The 16,643-nt window shown below is 43.7% G+C and carries 15 protein-coding genes and 1 pseudogene; 2 read left to right on the top strand and 14 right to left on the bottom strand.

All coding sequences use genetic code 11. The features are described 5' to 3' along the window. The first annotated feature begins 57 nt into the window (after positions 1 to 57). A complete protein-coding gene (locus MHI52_RS23095; RefSeq protein ID WP_405157703.1) occupies positions 58 to 912 on the top strand; it encodes a pentapeptide repeat-containing protein in 855 nt (284 codons plus the stop codon). 158 nt (positions 913 to 1,070) lie between these two features. On the opposite strand, the gene MHI52_RS23100 is transcribed toward MHI52_RS23095, so the two are convergent. From MHI52_RS23100 to MHI52_RS23125, 6 genes are all read right to left on the bottom strand, one after another. Next, positions 1,071 to 2,048, bottom strand: a complete 978-nt coding sequence (locus tag MHI52_RS23100; protein ID WP_370739099.1) for a diaminopimelate dehydrogenase — start codon at positions 2,046 to 2,048, stop codon at positions 1,071 to 1,073. Positions 2,049 to 2,260: 212 nt separating this feature from the next. Beyond that, positions 2,261 to 2,842, bottom strand: a complete 582-nt coding sequence (locus MHI52_RS23105; RefSeq protein WP_405157704.1) for a hypothetical protein — start codon at positions 2,840 to 2,842, stop codon at positions 2,261 to 2,263. Between the two features lie 32 nt (positions 2,843 to 2,874). Then, the gene (locus tag MHI52_RS23110) at positions 2,875 to 3,021 is read right to left on the bottom strand and encodes a hypothetical protein (protein WP_017687030.1); all 147 of its coding nucleotides are present in this window, start codon (positions 3,019 to 3,021) and stop codon (positions 2,875 to 2,877) included. A 47-nt stretch (positions 3,022 to 3,068) separates the two neighbouring features. Next, complete coding sequence (locus MHI52_RS23115) at positions 3,069 to 4,052, bottom strand: alpha/beta hydrolase (RefSeq protein ID WP_405157705.1); 984 nt, start codon at positions 4,050 to 4,052, stop codon at positions 3,069 to 3,071. Positions 4,053 to 4,284: 232 nt separating this feature from the next. Continuing rightward, positions 4,285 to 5,040: an exodeoxyribonuclease III gene (locus MHI52_RS23120; RefSeq protein WP_036617303.1), complete on the bottom strand. Its 756-nt coding sequence runs from the start codon at positions 5,038 to 5,040 to the stop codon at positions 4,285 to 4,287. A gap of 110 nt (positions 5,041 to 5,150) precedes the next feature. Continuing rightward, positions 5,151 to 5,708 (bottom strand): GNAT family N-acetyltransferase, encoded by a 558-nt coding sequence (locus MHI52_RS23125; RefSeq protein WP_076318746.1) that lies wholly within the window; start codon positions 5,706 to 5,708, stop codon positions 5,151 to 5,153. 131 nt (positions 5,709 to 5,839) lie between these two features. Between MHI52_RS23125 and solA the strand changes: the two genes are divergently transcribed. Beyond that, positions 5,840 to 6,973 (top strand): N-methyl-L-tryptophan oxidase, encoded by a 1,134-nt coding sequence (solA, locus tag MHI52_RS23130; RefSeq protein WP_339287247.1) that lies wholly within the window; start codon positions 5,840 to 5,842, stop codon positions 6,971 to 6,973. Positions 6,974 to 7,103: 130 nt separating this feature from the next. Here solA and MHI52_RS23135 read toward each other — a convergent pair whose 3' ends face one another. From MHI52_RS23135 to MHI52_RS23170, 8 genes and pseudogenes are all read right to left on the bottom strand, one after another. Next, the gene (locus MHI52_RS23135) at positions 7,104 to 7,334 is read right to left on the bottom strand and encodes an RICIN domain-containing protein (RefSeq protein WP_405159414.1); all 231 of its coding nucleotides are present in this window, start codon (positions 7,332 to 7,334) and stop codon (positions 7,104 to 7,106) included. Beyond that, a pseudogene (locus MHI52_RS23140) lies at positions 7,259 to 8,848 on the bottom strand (glycoside hydrolase); the annotation flags it as partial. The pseudogene MHI52_RS23140 and the gene MHI52_RS23135, both read right to left, overlap by 76 nt. Before the next feature lie 493 nt (positions 8,849 to 9,341). Further along, complete coding sequence (locus tag MHI52_RS23145; RefSeq protein WP_339283866.1) at positions 9,342 to 11,063, bottom strand: ABC transporter ATP-binding protein; 1,722 nt, start codon at positions 11,061 to 11,063, stop codon at positions 9,342 to 9,344. 12 nt (positions 11,064 to 11,075) lie between these two features. After that, the gene (locus MHI52_RS23150; protein WP_282320543.1) at positions 11,076 to 12,824 is read right to left on the bottom strand and encodes an ABC transporter ATP-binding protein; all 1,749 of its coding nucleotides are present in this window, start codon (positions 12,822 to 12,824) and stop codon (positions 11,076 to 11,078) included. Positions 12,825 to 12,834: 10 nt separating this feature from the next. Continuing rightward, positions 12,835 to 13,089 carry an acyl carrier protein gene (locus MHI52_RS23155; protein WP_127550003.1) on the bottom strand — a complete coding sequence of 85 codons (255 nt, stop codon included), beginning with the start codon at positions 13,087 to 13,089 and terminating at the stop codon, positions 12,835 to 12,837. Between the two features lie 2 nt (positions 13,090 to 13,091). Further along, positions 13,092 to 13,832: an alpha/beta fold hydrolase gene (locus tag MHI52_RS23160; protein WP_339283868.1), complete on the bottom strand. Its 741-nt coding sequence runs from the start codon at positions 13,830 to 13,832 to the stop codon at positions 13,092 to 13,094. Continuing rightward, entirely contained in the window at positions 13,822 to 14,811 is a 990-nt protein-coding gene (locus MHI52_RS23165) for a C39 family peptidase (RefSeq protein ID WP_339283870.1), read from the bottom strand. Before MHI52_RS23165 ends, MHI52_RS23160 begins: the two co-directional genes overlap by 11 nt. Next, on the bottom strand, positions 14,783 to 16,642 hold the full coding sequence (locus tag MHI52_RS23170; RefSeq protein ID WP_405157706.1) for a non-ribosomal peptide synthetase: 1,860 nt from the start codon (positions 16,640 to 16,642) through the stop codon (positions 14,783 to 14,785). The genes MHI52_RS23165 and MHI52_RS23170 overlap by 29 nt, the downstream gene beginning before the upstream one ends. Position 16,643: the final 1 nt, after the last annotated feature.

Genomic DNA, 16,643 nt, shown 5'->3' on the forward strand with positions numbered 1-16,643 from the left:
GTAAAGTGGTACTGACGTAATTCCATCTATTTGTACTATTATAAGGAAGTGTTTACATTGTCTAACCAACCATTTGCCAGCACTGCGAGTCCTCATCTTAGCGCAGACTGTGAGCAATGTTTTGGCCTGTGCTGTGTTGCCTTGCCCTATGGCAAGTCATCTGACTTTGCTTTTGATAAAGCCAGCGGCACACCCTGTCCCAATCTGCGCACGGACAATCGCTGCGGTATCCATACCCAGCTTCGGCAGAAAGGGTTCAAAGGTTGCACGGTATACGACTGTTTCGGAGCTGGACAGAAGCTGTCCCAAGTGACCTACGCGGGCAAAGATTGGCGTGATCATCCAGAGTCTGCAAACGAGATGTTCGATTGTCTGCCTGCCTTGCGACAACTTCACGAGTTGCTCAGTTATATGAAGGAAATGATGATGAGACCGGAGACGTCATCCCTTCACTCGGCATTTGGTGAGTTATATGAGGAGGTTGAGCGCTTGAGCAATCTGGAGCCTGCGGCACTCCTCCGTCTGGACATCGCCAATTATCGGTCCAGTGTGAATCAACTCTTGGTCCAGGCAAGTGAGATGGTACGCGCGAATGTGCCACCCACCGCTCAAGGACAAGGACAGTCGAAGAAGAGTAAAAAACGTACCGGAAGTGACTTTTTTGGTGCCAATTTAAACGGGGCTGACCTGCGGGGTGCAAGCTTCCGAGGGGCTTTAATGATCGCAGCCGATCTCCGATATGCAGATACACGAAATGCGGATTGGATTGGCGCGGACTTGCGGGATACGGATCTGGGCGATGCAGACCTGAGAGGTGGCATCTTCCTGACGCAATCCCAGATTAATGCAGCCAAAGGTAATGTGAACACCAAGTTGCCGGATCATCTTAACATTCCCTCACACTGGGTGTAGGGTGCCAATTCCACAAGAGCACGGGCAGAGATACAAGCAGGATAGTACCTGGCAATTCATATGAATGTATGAATCGTATACAGCAACAGCAAAAAAACAGCTCGTCCTATACATCCAAGGACGAGCTGTTTCTATAAAATCACTGGAACGAATCAGAATTATAACAAGTCGCGGCGAAGATCTTCAGCCGATTTTGGAGACAAGTGACCGAGCGGAATATCAAATACCGTTTTCGCTCCCTTGTGTCCTTCCACGCTCAAGCGTTGTGCGGCTCTTGCATACGCTACAAGTACGCTTGCTGTAAATTCAGGATTGCTGTCGAGTTTCAGACCAAATTCAATAATTTGCTTTTGACCAGCACCTGTAACCCCACTGCGAATTACAAATCCACCATGCGGCATACCTTCATGCTCGGATTTCAATTCTTCTTCGCTAATGAACGTTACAGTTGTATCGTAATCTGCAAAGTAGTTAGGCATCGACACAATCGTCTCACGGATCTCATCCTGATTAGCACCATCTTCTGCTACCACATAACATTGACGCAGATGTTTCTCACGTGTAGACAGCTCTGGTGTCTCCCCTGCACGAATGCGGTTGATCACCTCTTCAACAGGTACAGTATACTGTACACCCGCCTTAACGCCTGGAACACGACGAATAGCATCCGAGTGGCCTTGGCTCACACCTTTGCCCCAGAACGTGTACTCTTTTCCTTCTGGCAGGATGGACTGTGCAAGCAGACGGTTCATGGAGAACAAGCCTGGGTCCCAACCTGTGGAAATGACACTGACGTGACCGCCTTGCTCTGCCGCAGCATTAACTTCCTTGTAGAATTCAGGAATCTTCGCATGTGTATCGAAGCTGTCTACCGTATTGAACAACTTGGCGATGGCTGGTGTCTGCTCTGGAAGGTCGGTTGCAGAACCACCACAGAGGATCATAACATCAACCTTGCCTATGTATTGCTCCGCTGCAGAGATATGCTCAAAACGTACTTCTGTGCTTTCAGCGACCATCTGCTCCGGATTACGACGTGTAAACACAGCAATCAGTTCCAGATCCTCGTTCTGGGAAATGGCTTTCTCTACACCTTTACCCAAGTTACCGTAACCAACAATACCCACTCTAATCATGTTCAATCCTCTCCTGTCTTCTTCTATAGTTGTCTATTACTCTGTTTATAATGATATAACATATCATGTAACCTGTCAGGTTTCCAGTTCGAAATAAAAATACCTTGCAGCGGTGCAGCAATAATGCGGCTCCGTATGCAAGGTATTATGGCGTTCATTCGTTATTTTAGGAAGAAAAAAAGCAGGAAAGAAAAGTAGCCCTTATCTTCTGCTTATGATTCTGTCCAGGTCAACGTCAGTTCAATGACGCCTTCCTGTCCCGCCAATGTTCCTCCAATCAAGGACCAGACATCCTGCGTTTCCGGATCGGTTCCCTGAATGATAATATTTTTGTCATCGATCGTCTGACCTGCATCGGTCAACTTTTTGGCGTTGAAGTAATCTTTATACAGCTGGGATACGGTTTTCATATCTTGTTCAGTGGAGAAAATCACCATGGCCGATTGCTTGCCTTCATTCTCACCAGAATTGGCTAAACGAATCGTAGCATCTTCCGGCAACGGGAAATCACTTGGCAAGTTCTCCGGCAACTCATTGGTTCCAGCAGTTGCTTCCTCACCACGATCTGAATCCGAGTCGGTTGGTGCAGTCGTACCCTCCGTTTCGGTCACTGCACTTGTTGTTGCTTCGCTTGCACCTTCATTAGTCGCTTGTTCACCAGTTCCGGAGGTAACTTCGGTGTCCACCTTCTCAGTATCACCTGTCGGTTCGTCTGCCGCGCTGCTGCAAGCACTCAAGGCCACCATCATCGCTAATGCCGCACAGGCCAACACATATTTCCTTCTCTTTACCATCCGTTACCACTCCTTCTTCTTAGTTTCATGTGCTAATCACGTTCAAACGGCTGGATCACAGGCACCGCATGAACGTTATTCTTAACCCATATCACAGATACAGATAATACACTTAGAGACAATAGACAACTGGCTACAAGAATGGACAGGAAGCGGGTGATTACTTTAAACTTTTTCATCCATCCCTCCTCCTCCTGTTCTTCATGTGTTTGTGGAATCATGTTACTCATAGGTCACTGGACGGTGTCACTAATTTCATGATCTCGGCGGCGACAATATCCGGTTGACTGTTGTGGATACTGTGTGTCGCTTGTGGAACCGTCAGCTGTGTTCCATGTCTTGACCATGAAGCAAAATTCGCTTGGTCGTCCTGCCATGCATGACTGTCCTCATCCAACTCCTCCGAACCGGCTGTGAGGATCGTCAGGGGGAAGCTAAACTTCGTTTTGTTCTCAAGCACACACGCTGCATTTGTTCTGGAATTCCGAACCTCTTCCATGACATTGTCATTGTACGCATGTCTCAGCGTGGATATCGTGACGGCTTTTTTCATCGGTTCCGTTACCAGATTTGGGTCAATGACCAGAGATGCCATCATGCGATCCGATTGCAGCAATGTTCGTGCGATGCCTGTTTTCACCAAAAAACGGGACCCATCCATCATCCATTCCGGTGTATTCAGGTCCGTACGACTGTAATACTCCGGGCTTCCGCCATCGATCATGACCATGCCAGCCACCTCATCAGGATACCTTTGCGCAAACCGCAGTGTCTCCAGCGCACCCAGGGAGTGACCAACCATGATGTAAGGTGGACGTTGACCGGATGTTCGCAGCAATTGGTGAATCTCTTCCGAGATGGTATCAACATCACGAGGGTCATCCGTATAGTCGCTGTATCCGTATCCGAACCGATCATATACTGCAATTTTTACCTGTGATTTCAACTTGTCATATAGCGGACTGAAATCCACATACGGATTGGGTGTACCCCAGCCTGAGGCAAACACTACAGTTACCTCTCCTTTGCCAGCAGTGTAGAGGTGCATGTTGCGACCACTCACTTCATAATACTTGCCTGGCGGGGGATAGGACTTCATATCCTGCGTGGATTGATACGCTTCATACGTTGTACCTGCCAGCAGCAAAAGTCCTGTGGCAAGCATGATGCCTCCCAGCACTTTTAACCCTCTCCGTAACCCCTTCTTCATCTTCTCTACCCCTTACCCCAAAGGTTCATCTATATATGTATGCTTCAATCGTACCCAAGAAATAGCGGGATTGAAACAATCCCGAGTCCAGTTCTTTCCCCAACCAAAGTCCAGTGTCCCTCCCCTACCTGTGACGCAAAAAAACTGCAAATCTCCCATTCAGGAAACTTGCAGTTCATCTATACTTGTATTCTAAAACTCTTACCTCAATCTATCTCACGATGATCCTTACCTATAGTTGCAACGTAAGACCCACCGGGCAATGATCACTGCCCATCACGTGGCAGTCGATATGCGCATCTGCCACCTTAGGTGCCAATTGATTGGATACGAGAAAATAATCAATGCGCCACCCCACGTTCCGTTCTCTAACCTTAGGCATATAAGACCACCAGCTGTATACATCCGTACGATCCGGATACAGATGGCGGAAGCTGTCTACATACCCGGAAGCAAGCAAATCAGTCATCTTGCCACGCTCTTCAAGGGTAAATCCGGAATTGCCCAGATTGGGCTTCGGATTCTTCAGGTCAATCTCCTGATGAGCCACATTCAGGTCACCACAGACGATAACCGGCTTAGTCTGCTCCAATTGCAGAATGTACCCCCTGAATCGATCCTCCCATTCCAGACGGTAAGGCAGCCGGGTCAGATCCCGCTTCGCGTTAGGGGTATAGACGTTCACCAGATAAAACTCATCATACTCCAGTGTAATCATCCGTCCTTCCGGCTCACTGTCCTCCTCCATCCCGTAACGAACGGATAAAGGCTTGATTCGGCTAAATACAGCCGTACCGGAATAACCTTTTTTGATTGCATAATTCCAATATTGATAAACATCTTCCCCCAGGTCCATCTCAATCTGTCCGGCTTGTAATTTGGTCTCCTGAAGGCAGAAAATGTCCGCCTGACTCTCCTGATAATAATCCATGAATCCTTTGGTCACACATGCCCTTAAGCCATTCACATTCCAGGACACCAGCTTCATATCCTCATCTCCTCACATCTCTCCAATATAGCATGGGCTCATTCAGAGGGACAAGCCTTACGGCTCTGGAATGAGATGGAGTCATTGAAATCCTTATGGGGCGAGCTTGCCTATATTTCGCTTCGTAACTTAGAGAACACCGCAAGGTCAATATATCTGCCTTTCTCAAACTCATGCTGCCGCAGTACACCTTCCTGTTGAAAATCAAGTTTATGTAACAGGCGAATTGACGCCTCGTTCTCCGGTTCAACCTTTGCTTCGATCTTGTTGAGCTGCATGCTTGTGAATCCAAAATGTAACACAGCACGGGCCACTTCAGTCATAACACCGCGGCCCCAGAAAGAGGAACGCAAATCGTATCCAATCTCTGCACGGTTATGTACATCTTCATAGTTCAGGAACCCACAGGTTCCGATCACTTTACGAGTTTCACGGTCTTCAATCATCCAGCGTAAACCCGTGTGTTCTTTGAAAATCTTCGTATACCAATTCATCTCACCCTGTGCATCCTCTACGGATTCAAAGGGAGTGAATGGCATATATTGAACCACAGCTTCATCGGAATATAACGCGAGCAGATCATGGCTGTCTCCAGCCTCAGCTGACCGGAGGATGAATCGTTCTGTCTGAATTAATGGAAATAGATCAAACCTAAATTGCTCACTCATGCGAAGTCTCCTTTGCAACATTCATTGTAGAAGTCCATTTTACTACACTTGCCTTCATCAAGCTTTTACTATTAATATGTTCTATTAAGGCATTACTGTAGAAAAGGATACATAGGAGAGGACGTGCTATTATCACACAATCATATGACGTTATTATCGTTGGAGCCGGCTCCATGGGTATGAGTGCTGGGTATTATCTATCGCGCAGTGGATACAAAACTTTATTAATCGATGCCTTTGATCCTCCGCATACGGAAGGAAGTCATCACGGGGATAGCAGACTGATGCGCCATGTGTACAGTGGTGGGCCTGACTATATTGCCATGGCATTACTTGCACAGAAGTTATGGCACGAGCTGGAGGAAACGACCGGAGACCAACTGTTTGTTCCTTCCGGTGTAATAAATGTGGTTGATCCGGAGATTCATTCCTTCCACAACCGATTGAGCCATGCAGATGGTGCAGGCATTCGTTATGAAACGTTGCACGCAGCCGAGGTGATGAAACGCTGGCCAGGTATTACAATACCTGAACATTACAAGGGCATGTATGAGCCTGATGCGGGTTATCTGTATAGTGAACCCTGTATTCGTGCCTTCCGCAAAGCAGCCGAAACTCACGGTGCCACCTTGTTAACGCACACGCTTGTGGAGCATATCGAATACGGACCACATTCCGTTGCAGTTCAGACTTCAGGTGGTGAGACATACCATGCAAATCAAATCATTCTGAGCGCTGGTGCCTGGTTTCAGACATTAAAACCTTTCGTGGATCTCCCCATTCAGGCAGTGCGTAAAACGGTTGGATGGTTTGATGCACCAGAAGCCTTATACGGCGAGACAAACTTCCCTGGTTTTACACTGGCGGGAAAAGAAGGTACATATTATGGATTTCCAAGCATGGGCGGATCAGGTCTGAAGATGGGTCGTCATGATACAGGCCAGGTGTGGACACCAGGAAGTACAATGGCTCCATTTGGTACGGAAGAAACGGACGAGGGGGATCTGCGCAGGCTGCTCGAACTTCATATGCCTCAGGCAGCTGGAGAATTGAAACGTGGTAGTGTGTGCAAGTATGAATTCACTTCGGATGAAGATTTTATCATCGACCGACACCCTGCCCATGAACGTGTGTGGCTCGCAGGCGGTTTCTCCGGTCACGGCTTCAAGTTCGCAAGTGCCATTGGGCAGATTCTATCCGACTTGGTGCAAACGGGGTACACGGATCAGGATATTAGCAGGTTCGCCCTATCCCGTTTTCGTTAAGTACCAGCTGGGTGGATGAATATATGTATGTCTAAAATAGTTACTTTTCTTGAGGGTGCAGTGTTGCTTAGAGCACTGCACCTCCAAGAAAAAAGGACACGTAATAACGTTTAATTCATGTGTACTCACACTAATTAACTTTGACTAGGCTCCATTGCTGATTGGCCCCGCCATTGTCGGCCCATTGAATGGTGGAGGCACCCGCGGTCAGAGACCCTTGATTGATGTCAACCGTCAGTCCACTGTTTCGATTCGCAAGTACCACATATCCTGCCACTGAATCAGAGCGGCTCCGCCTTGTGTGGAACCCGAATTCACATCCAGCAAAAGCCCACTGCCTACATTGCGAATGTTGTAATATCCGTTACCTGCCGACTCCAGCTTCCATTGCTGGTTGGCTGCTCCATTATCATTCCACTGAATGATTGTTGCCCCACCCGTAGAAGAAGCACCGTTAACATCGAGTGCAAGTCCGCTATTTCGATTGATTGATTTGTAGATGGCCCCGGATTCATATCCTGTACCGCCATTGTAAGTTGCACCGGAAATGACGTAGGTTGTGACCGAATTGGCCTTGGCCGTAGCGGTAAAGGTTTTGTTTTGCACTGAAATATTGGTCAGTTGCTGCAACTTCTCTGTTGAAGAGGTCCGATATACTTGAGCAGACGTGCCTGTGTTAGTAAAACGACTGAGATCATAGGTTACTGTTGTATCCGTCGAATCCGAATTGGTTGTAACCAGTACAACTTTGCCGGAAGCTGCATCATAGGCTGCAAGGGTATTGGCATCATTCATGCCGATAATCTTGTATCCAGGACGAATAAATTTGCTGTAATTGCCCATGACATAGTATTTTTGGTTCACGGTGTAACTGGTCGTTTGTGTATTGTTCAACACGTTCTTGAAGAATCCCCATCCTTCTGCACTATCGACGGCTTGCCAATACACCCATCCACTTGCGCCCATATTGCGAATATCCTTGAGGATGGTCCGTGACATCGTAAGTCCGCTTGCATCCCCATCTCCATATTCCGAGGTCCACAGATGTTTGCCCGCAGACGTCGCTGTGTTGCGCAAAGCAGTACGATTGCTTCCGCCATACGTATGAGTGTTGATCTGAGTGATCGCTGATTTAACCGCATTGCTGTAGCTGTTGAACGACACATTGGTATCATCGATACTGTATTCTTCCGGTGCGCTCAGCTTTGTGGACAGGCCCTTTGCATTCAACGAAGCTTGTACCTGACTCAGAATTGTGTTCTGATCCGCCCGGTCAAAGTGCATGCCCTCCTGGTCATTGCCCTGCTTCCACCACGTCGAGATCGGTTCATTCAGCGGAGTTACACTATCAAATGTGATCCCCCAGTTATCCCGAAAATGCTTTACAACCTCGGTTAAGTAATCGGCAAAATCATCGTAGTAATCGGGCTTGAGGTTGTTACCACCATTGGCCGAACCGGACACATTACCACTGATCGTCATCCAGTAAGGTGCGGAATTCGCAAAAGCTTCGATGACATTCACGCCTTGCGCTTTGGCAGCTTGCAGCATATATCGTTGGTTTGCATCTGCATTCCAGTCATACACGCCGGGAGAAGGCTGGTAACCAGGAACGGCTTTGCGATATTCAAGGATATTGGACGATGGATTATCCCCGCCTCCAATGTTGTACCGCAGAATATTCAGCCCCAGTCCGGTATTTGCATTGAACATTTTCTCCACATACTCATCCCGATTGGAATATTCTCCAACCACTTTGCCCCACCACGCGAGGGATGTTCCCCATCCTTCCATCGTCTGATATTGCTTCGATGGATCGGCAACAGCCGTATAGGCTCCAGCAGCATATGCGTTCATTTGTTTCAACCCCTTCATGCACTTCACTCCTTACGGGATATGATTAAGTCCCTTTGAATGAACACAACGATATAAGTTCAATTAAAGAATATTTGTATCTAGCACTCCGATGTCAGAACAACTTGCCGATCGCTGTTATCCTTGGACTTTTCTGGACACAAAATTATTATTGCGCAGGAAATAACCCGGTATCCCGATGGTATTACATGACCAGTTCGTGGTATAGACGACATAATATAGACCATCTGTTCGAATTGCACTTACATGAAGCTTCACTCCCTTCACAGATCATGGATGAACATTAGTATTTTATGTAAACGGTTACATATTATAAAAATCTTTTATTATGTCTGCTCAACATTTCGTTGTTCTAAGCCTCCCTAACATCCCCCATCCTCTTAGCCCGATCCTCATCAAACTGAATCGAAAATCAACGAATCTTGCGATTCCACCAGCCAAGAAGATTAGGAGAAATTCATTAAGTCAATGCACATTCGAAGTTAACAATCTATCATTCATCTGTATTGTTTATGTCTTGGAGCTTTCGATATTTACCATTTAACTTCATTAGTTCGTCGTGAGTCCCATCCTCAGCAATTCGACCATCTTCCATGAGGATAATGCGATCTGCCAAAGGAATTAGATTCAAACGATGGGTAATCAGTATTGCAGCTTTATTTTGCAGGAAATTCTCCAAGGCATTTATTATGATTTGTTCTTTCCCTTGATCCAATGCTGATGTGGGTTCGTCCATAATTATCAATGGACTATTCTGATGAATAAATGCCCTTGCCAAGCCTAAACGCTGTTTCTGCCCACCGGAGAAATTGTCTCCCTTCTCACTTAAGGATGTGTCATAAGATAGAGGCAAACGTTCAATATCTTCGTTTACTCCCGCCAAGGAGGCTGCATGACGAATATCCAGTTCCGTGGCTTCGTCCATAGCTAATTTAATATTCTCTCCTACTGTACCCGAGAACAAGAATATGGATTGACCAACGTAAACGGACTTATCAATTGCTGATCTGAATTCGCCACTGGTAGGTTGGTAAAGTCCAGAGCATATTTTCGAAAATGTCGATTTACCCGAACCGCTACTTCCTATAACAATAACTTTCTCTCTTTTTTTCAATTCAAAATTGATATGTCTTAGAATCGTTTGTTCACTATTTTGAGGCTGATAAGAGACATCTCTCATGAAGATTATCATATCTTCCTGAATTGGTTTCCTATCATTCGAATGAACGGGTTCGATCTCATCTGTGCTACTCTTTGTATTTAAAAACTTATTAATGCGTTGAAAGGCTCCTACTCCTTCTTGCAAACGACTATACTGATCGGACAACCCGATTACGGGCCATATCACTAATTCAAATAGAACGCTGAATGTCACTATGCTTCCTGGCGTTAACGTATTTCTGGAAGCCGCAATAGCAATAAAGATCAGAGCGGTTACATACACAAGCTGAAAGCTACTTTCCGTAAAAATCCGGCTCATCGCGTTGGACATGGCAAGCTTTGTTTGGGAATGGTTAAGCGTTCTCCTTTGTTCCATAAATTGGTTAAGGTAAAGAGATTTGGCACCATACATTCTGATAACTGGCAAACCTTGAATAAATTCTTGTGATGTTTCTCTTAACTTCGTTTCATCCTCCTGTACACGACTAGCCTGATATCGAATCCTCCGATCAAATATACGACCAATCAGAAAAAGAACCGGAGAACCCACCGCCCCCAACAATGCCAATACCAGATCAATCCGAATCAAGTAAACAAAAGATAAGATAATAAGCAACAACACGGTGATAAATTCAATTATAGCTTCAATAATTTGCGAACCATGTTCAATATCCTCTTTTAAGCGTGAAGTGAGTTCGCCAGAATGATATTTCTTTATTTCTTCATAAGGCATATGATTTAGTACTGCAAACAACTTCAACGTTAAATCACGATGGACATTGCCCAAAACTTTGACAATAATATGACGATGCACAGCCAATAACAGGATACCTGCAACTAATAAAGCGACCACAATTTGAACAAGATAAAATAAGTGCTCTTTAGTACTGGTGGTTGCCGTGTCGATAAATAATCCCTGGATTTTCGCAACGCCTAATTCAAAAATGACATCAACTAACATTAAAAAAGGAAGAAACACAAGCAAAATTCCGTATTTCTTAGTGTAAGACCATATAAGAGATACAGTCTGTCGTGTGCTAAAACGAAGTTCCAAGTGCCTTCCCCCTCACAAAACCTTGCTCTGTATAAGTTGATAATACTTCCCTTTATTATTCATCAGTTCTTCATGGCTCCCCATTTCTTCAATAGTTCCTTCGTTCATGTAGACAATTTTGTTCGCAGAGCGTATTGTATCCAAATTATGAGCTATGACAATCGTTGTACAGCTTTGAACTAAACGATCCAGTGATTCCCTGAACTTTATTCCATTTTCGAGGTCTAATGCGGAAGTCGGTTCATCCAATAACAGGATAGGTGATTTCCGTAAATATACCCTTGCAAGTGCAAGCCGCTGAACCTCTCCTCCGGATAGCTGAACTCCACGCTCTCCAATACATGTCTCATAACCTTGAGGGAGCATTAATATTCGATCATGCAAATGTGCAAGCTTCGCTGCATTCTCCACTTCGGTCATAGATATATCGCTTAGTCCAAAGCAGATATTCTCTCTAACAGAACCACTAAAAACGATTGCATCCTGGGAGACATAACCCAGACTAGATCTCCATTCGTTAAGATCCATATCCGTTATGGACACTTGACCACTTTTTATTACTCCTTCTGAAGGAGTATACAGTCGTAACATCAACTTCATCAAAGTCGATTTGCCTGCTCCACTTGGTCCGACAACGGCCAGCATCTGACCTGCTTCTATTTGAAAAGATATATTCTTCACCCCATTATTTCCGTTCGAATAACGATAACCTACGTTACTAAACATAATAGAATGGGAAGTTTGAGAAACGGAGCTCGAATTTCCAGTAAAAGTTTTATTATTTTCCTCTGGCAGATCACTAATGGTGAAAACTCGCTGTGCTTGTGTTATAGATTGAATCATCTCAGTCCACAAACTGGATATGGACAATAGAGGATTGATAAGTTGACCGCTGGTGACTACAAATGTAGCTAATGTCCCTGCAAGTAACTCCCCTTGAATGACTTGATACCCACCGAAACCCAACGTGAAAATCATACCACCAAAGGTAGCAAATCGATTCAGAGAATCGACAGATCTCTCGTACAAGGAAATTTTAAGTGTCCGCCTTAAAACTTTGTTTAACCTGCCTTCTAGTACATATCGAAAATAGTTTTGCAATTGATATGTTCGAACTTCTTCAACTCCCTGAACCGCTTCCTGCAAAACTACATCTCTTTGAGCAATCTCATCACCCTGATGGTCATAATTCTTTCGCAGAACACGTGAAATGGGATACGTGATGATCGGGTAGAGTAAAGTAAAGCCAATCAATCCAATCGTCAGTGGAAGGTTAAGCCAACTGAAATAGGCTAAGCTTAAAATTACTTGCAAGCCATTTTGGAAAAAAACCAGAAATTTTTCATTTACACCTGATTGAGCTTTATCGACAGAATGAAGTAATCTACCCACAAGATCGCTACTATGATAGCCTTCTAAGGATTCATGCTGTTTACCGTGCAATTGATTCAAGACACGATGTTGCATATCGGTTACAGATTTATTCTTCACTCGAATCATGACTCTACCCTGTAAAAGACCTAAAAAAACTTGTAAAATGGTTGCACCTATCGCCAAAATGGCACCCATATAAACGCTATCAAGAGATTTTGTAGTTGCACCTGATATGATTCTACGGATAGATTCAAGATATCCTATGTTAACAAAGGCTAAACATGAGATGATAAGCAATAAACAAAGATAATGAAAAACATAGGCTTTAGAATGTTTGATTAGTCTGGCAAAAGTTTTACGTGTCGAATACACGGCTGTCTTTCCCATCTCGGCTCCTCTAGTTCGTGTCTTCACTTTTGGATTGTTGTTCAATATACTCTAAGATTTCTCTAATCGTTGGAAAGTAACTTAAGTCTAATTTGGTTTCTTCGAATTGAATATCAAATTCATTTTCGATGAGAATTACAAGCTTAATAAAACTGATTGAATTTACTCCTGCGTCGATCAAGTTAGTATCCATGGAAAATTCAATATCTGCCTCCGGAAATTCTTTTTGGATCACATTGAAAAAACGTTGCTCTATGTTCTTCATATTTATTCACTCCCTGTACATGATAAGTTACTTGTTTCAACTGAGATTTGCTGGAGAACTGACTGCTCATCTTCATGAATGAAGAAGTGACCACCCCGAAAAACCTTAACATCCGTGCAAGGAAGCGTAGTGAAATGTTGCCATTCCATCACCGACTTCAGGTCACAAGGTACATCCCGCTCGCCAATATACACCGACAATGGGATATTAAGAGGTTCTGTTGGTATATGCTGATAATTGTCAACTATATGGAAATCATTGCGGATAATGGGTAAAAACAAACGAAGGAGCTCTGGTTCCTCAAGCAACATTTCCGAAGTGCCTCCCAAATCCCTTAGTGTTTCTATTAGTTGATCGTCGTCCATATCCTTGACTTTTTCTTGCCTGGAAGTCCCGAATTTACCTGGTGGTAAACATCCTGATATAATGATGCGAGTTGGTGGAGGATCCCCATTTATTTGAATTTTTCTAGAAACTTCGTAAGCCAACATTCCTCCCAAACTATGGCCGAATATAATATAAGGTGTATCTATATCCCCTCTCTTTAATTGACTTAACAAATCTTGCGCACCTTCATCAATATTGGAATACAGTGGTTCGTTTAGACGGCTTCCGTGACCACTCATTTCCAGCGGAATAACCTTTATAGTACTCTCTAATTCCTTTTTCCACTTATAATAAATAGAGGAGCTTCCACCGGCATAAGGAATGCAAAATAATACTGGTTTCATTTCAGTATTCATTGATGTGCTCCCATCCATTAATTTTAATCAGTCTCTTCTCCATTTCCATGATTCTGTTTAAGATGTCTTTGGTAGCCATCAATTGATTAGGAGAGTACATATCGGAAAAATATAATTTGCCCCAAATTGCCCGGATATTCTTCCATGCGTCCAATATTTCTCCTATTGTCTGAAGCCGATCTGGTTTACTATCAAAATAAAAGTACCTCGCACACTCTACTTGTTTGGCTGCAACAATGCGATTAAATCCTAGAAATATGGACTCGGCATATGCCTGTATCTCACCTTCTTCTAGACATTTTTCGCCAAACCAAGCCGAATATTGTTCCAGTTGTTTGATACCCTCTGTGTACTTAGCGCGATGTTTAAATATGTTGTACTCATATGTTTCGATCCAATCAGAGACAAAAGGCTCTTGCTTCGATTCAAACCTATACGTGGAAATAAGATTCTCATCCGCATGATCCAGTTGAAAAAAAGCATCGTAGCTTTCTTTAAGACTGGAATAAGAAATCCATTTCAATCCATAATTTAGGGATTCTTTGTTGGAGTGTTCCATAATAGCAAACTGCTTCGTATCATCGTTGTAACCCACAATCAATAACGTGTGGGCCCAATGTTCCTTGTGATACATATCCAATCGAATATCTTCATAAAAACAATCGACCCATATAATAACAGGTTTATTCTGATGTATTGAACTGACAAGGTATTCTATAATATTTTCTTGTCGCCGGCTTGTGCAGACTTCATAATTTTCTTCCTTAAATATTAATTCCGGATCTCGAAAAGGATAATATGTCATATCCAGCATGCCAGGCACTTCTTCGTCTTGACTATAAAACATAATATCATTAGAAATATGTGGATAGATGCTTCTATCCATCCATTCCAGCACGGAGAAAAGGGCGTTATAAAAACAGCTTTTGTAAAAAAATTGGTTGAACGGCTTAATCTCCTGAATGATTTTTAATGCCATGTACTTCCTCTCCCGCCTCTTTTCTTTCCACATATTCCGCTTCTACATACCGAGCAATATCAGAGAGGCGAGAATTTTCAAAAATAACTTCCAGTGTTAAATCCACCTCGTATTTTTCGTATACTTTAGCAATCATATTCATAATATTGATAGAGTTTCCGCCTAAATGTAAAAAGTGATGCTCTCTTCCAATGAATTCAACCCCCAAAATTTCCGTCCAGATCTCGGAGATTTCTTGTTCAAAGCGACCGACTGGCGAAACATATTCAACCATCTCAGGCTCAGGCAAAGCTGAATACTCAATCTTTCCATTCGCGTTGATAGGGAATTTAGAAAGCTCAATAAAGTACGAAGGAATCATTGGTTCTAATAAATGGTTCTCAACTTTTCGGATATAGGTTTCGTATGGATACACAGGTTCGTCATTTGCTTTAATTTCCGTATTCGGAATAACGTAAGCAATGAGAACTAACTCCTCGGAAGGTGCTTCTTTCACTATAACAGCGACGTCTTTCACAAGACCGGAAGCCATGATCACTCGCTCAACCTCAGCTAATTCAACCCGATGTCCTCTAATTTTGACCTGTCTATCTTTTCGCCCTAAAAACTCAATATTCCCGTCGGGTAATGCTCTTCCAATATCTCCAGTTTTGTAAACCAAATCGTTGTCGCGCTCTGAAAAAGGATTCTGTATAAATTTTTCGCGATTGAGACCTTCCTCATGGAGATACCCTAAACTTCGATACGGAGTACGTATAATGATTTCACCTTTTGTTCCAACTGGACACATCTGCAAATCATCATTCAATATAATGACACGAGTTCCGGATATAGGTTGACCGATGGGTATACTAGCTCGATACACATCTTGGGGTTTGATTCTATAAAACAATTTAGCCAACGTCGTTTCAGTAGGTCCATACAGATTAATAAGCTGTACCCGATCTCCAATGGCCTCATACCAAGATTTCAGCTTTTGCGGAACGATCTCTTCTCCTGCCAAAAAGATATATTCCAAACTCTTATAATGCTCTCGGTTGGGCTTGAAAGAAGTCATGTTCTTAAACAAACTTGGTGTACAATGAATTAACTGAACTCCTCTATTTTCTAGCCAATCCATTAACTGATTGGTGTTCAGAAGAGTCATCCTAGATTCGGGAATGCAGATTGTCCCCCCTGATAACAAGGGCACTAAAATATCTCTAAGGAATGGATCATGACCTGGAGAAGTGAGTTGACTTACCTTTTTTCTATATAACTTGAATTCACTAGTTTCCCACTCTACATAATGAGTGAGCCCTTTGTTTCTACCGAGTATGGCATGGGGAGTTCCGCTTGTTCCCGATGTGAAGTAAATATATATTGCATCATCCTCATCATATTCAACGGATTCCATTGGTTCGGAAAATAACAAATCGTCCAATTGCTTTCGATCTAGCGTTAGAACCTTAAGCCCAGCTTGCTCTAGTGAAACAAGTCCAGGCATAGAATCTGTAATGACCAATTGCAAATCGGAAGCGACCGCCATCGACAACAATCTTTGGTCTGGATAGTCTGCATCAAGCGGCACAAATACACAACCGGCTTGCCAGATTCCAAGCATAGATGCAATTACCATATAACGATCCTGGAAGCACACACCAACAAATGTGCCCTTCTCAACATTGTTCACGTGCAGCCACTGTGTGATTCGATTCATGTCCTTATATAACTCTGAATACGTGATATGACGACTTAAATATTCCACCGCACAGTAGTCCTTATATTGTGCGAAACTTTCTGATATTCTGTTCTGAATCGTATTCCGAACCTTGTCATCCAATCCAATCACC

The sequence above is a fragment of the Paenibacillus sp. FSL H8-0283 genome, from assembly GCF_045040675.1.
Lineage (GTDB): Bacteria > Bacillota > Bacilli > Paenibacillales > Paenibacillaceae > Paenibacillus > Paenibacillus amylolyticus.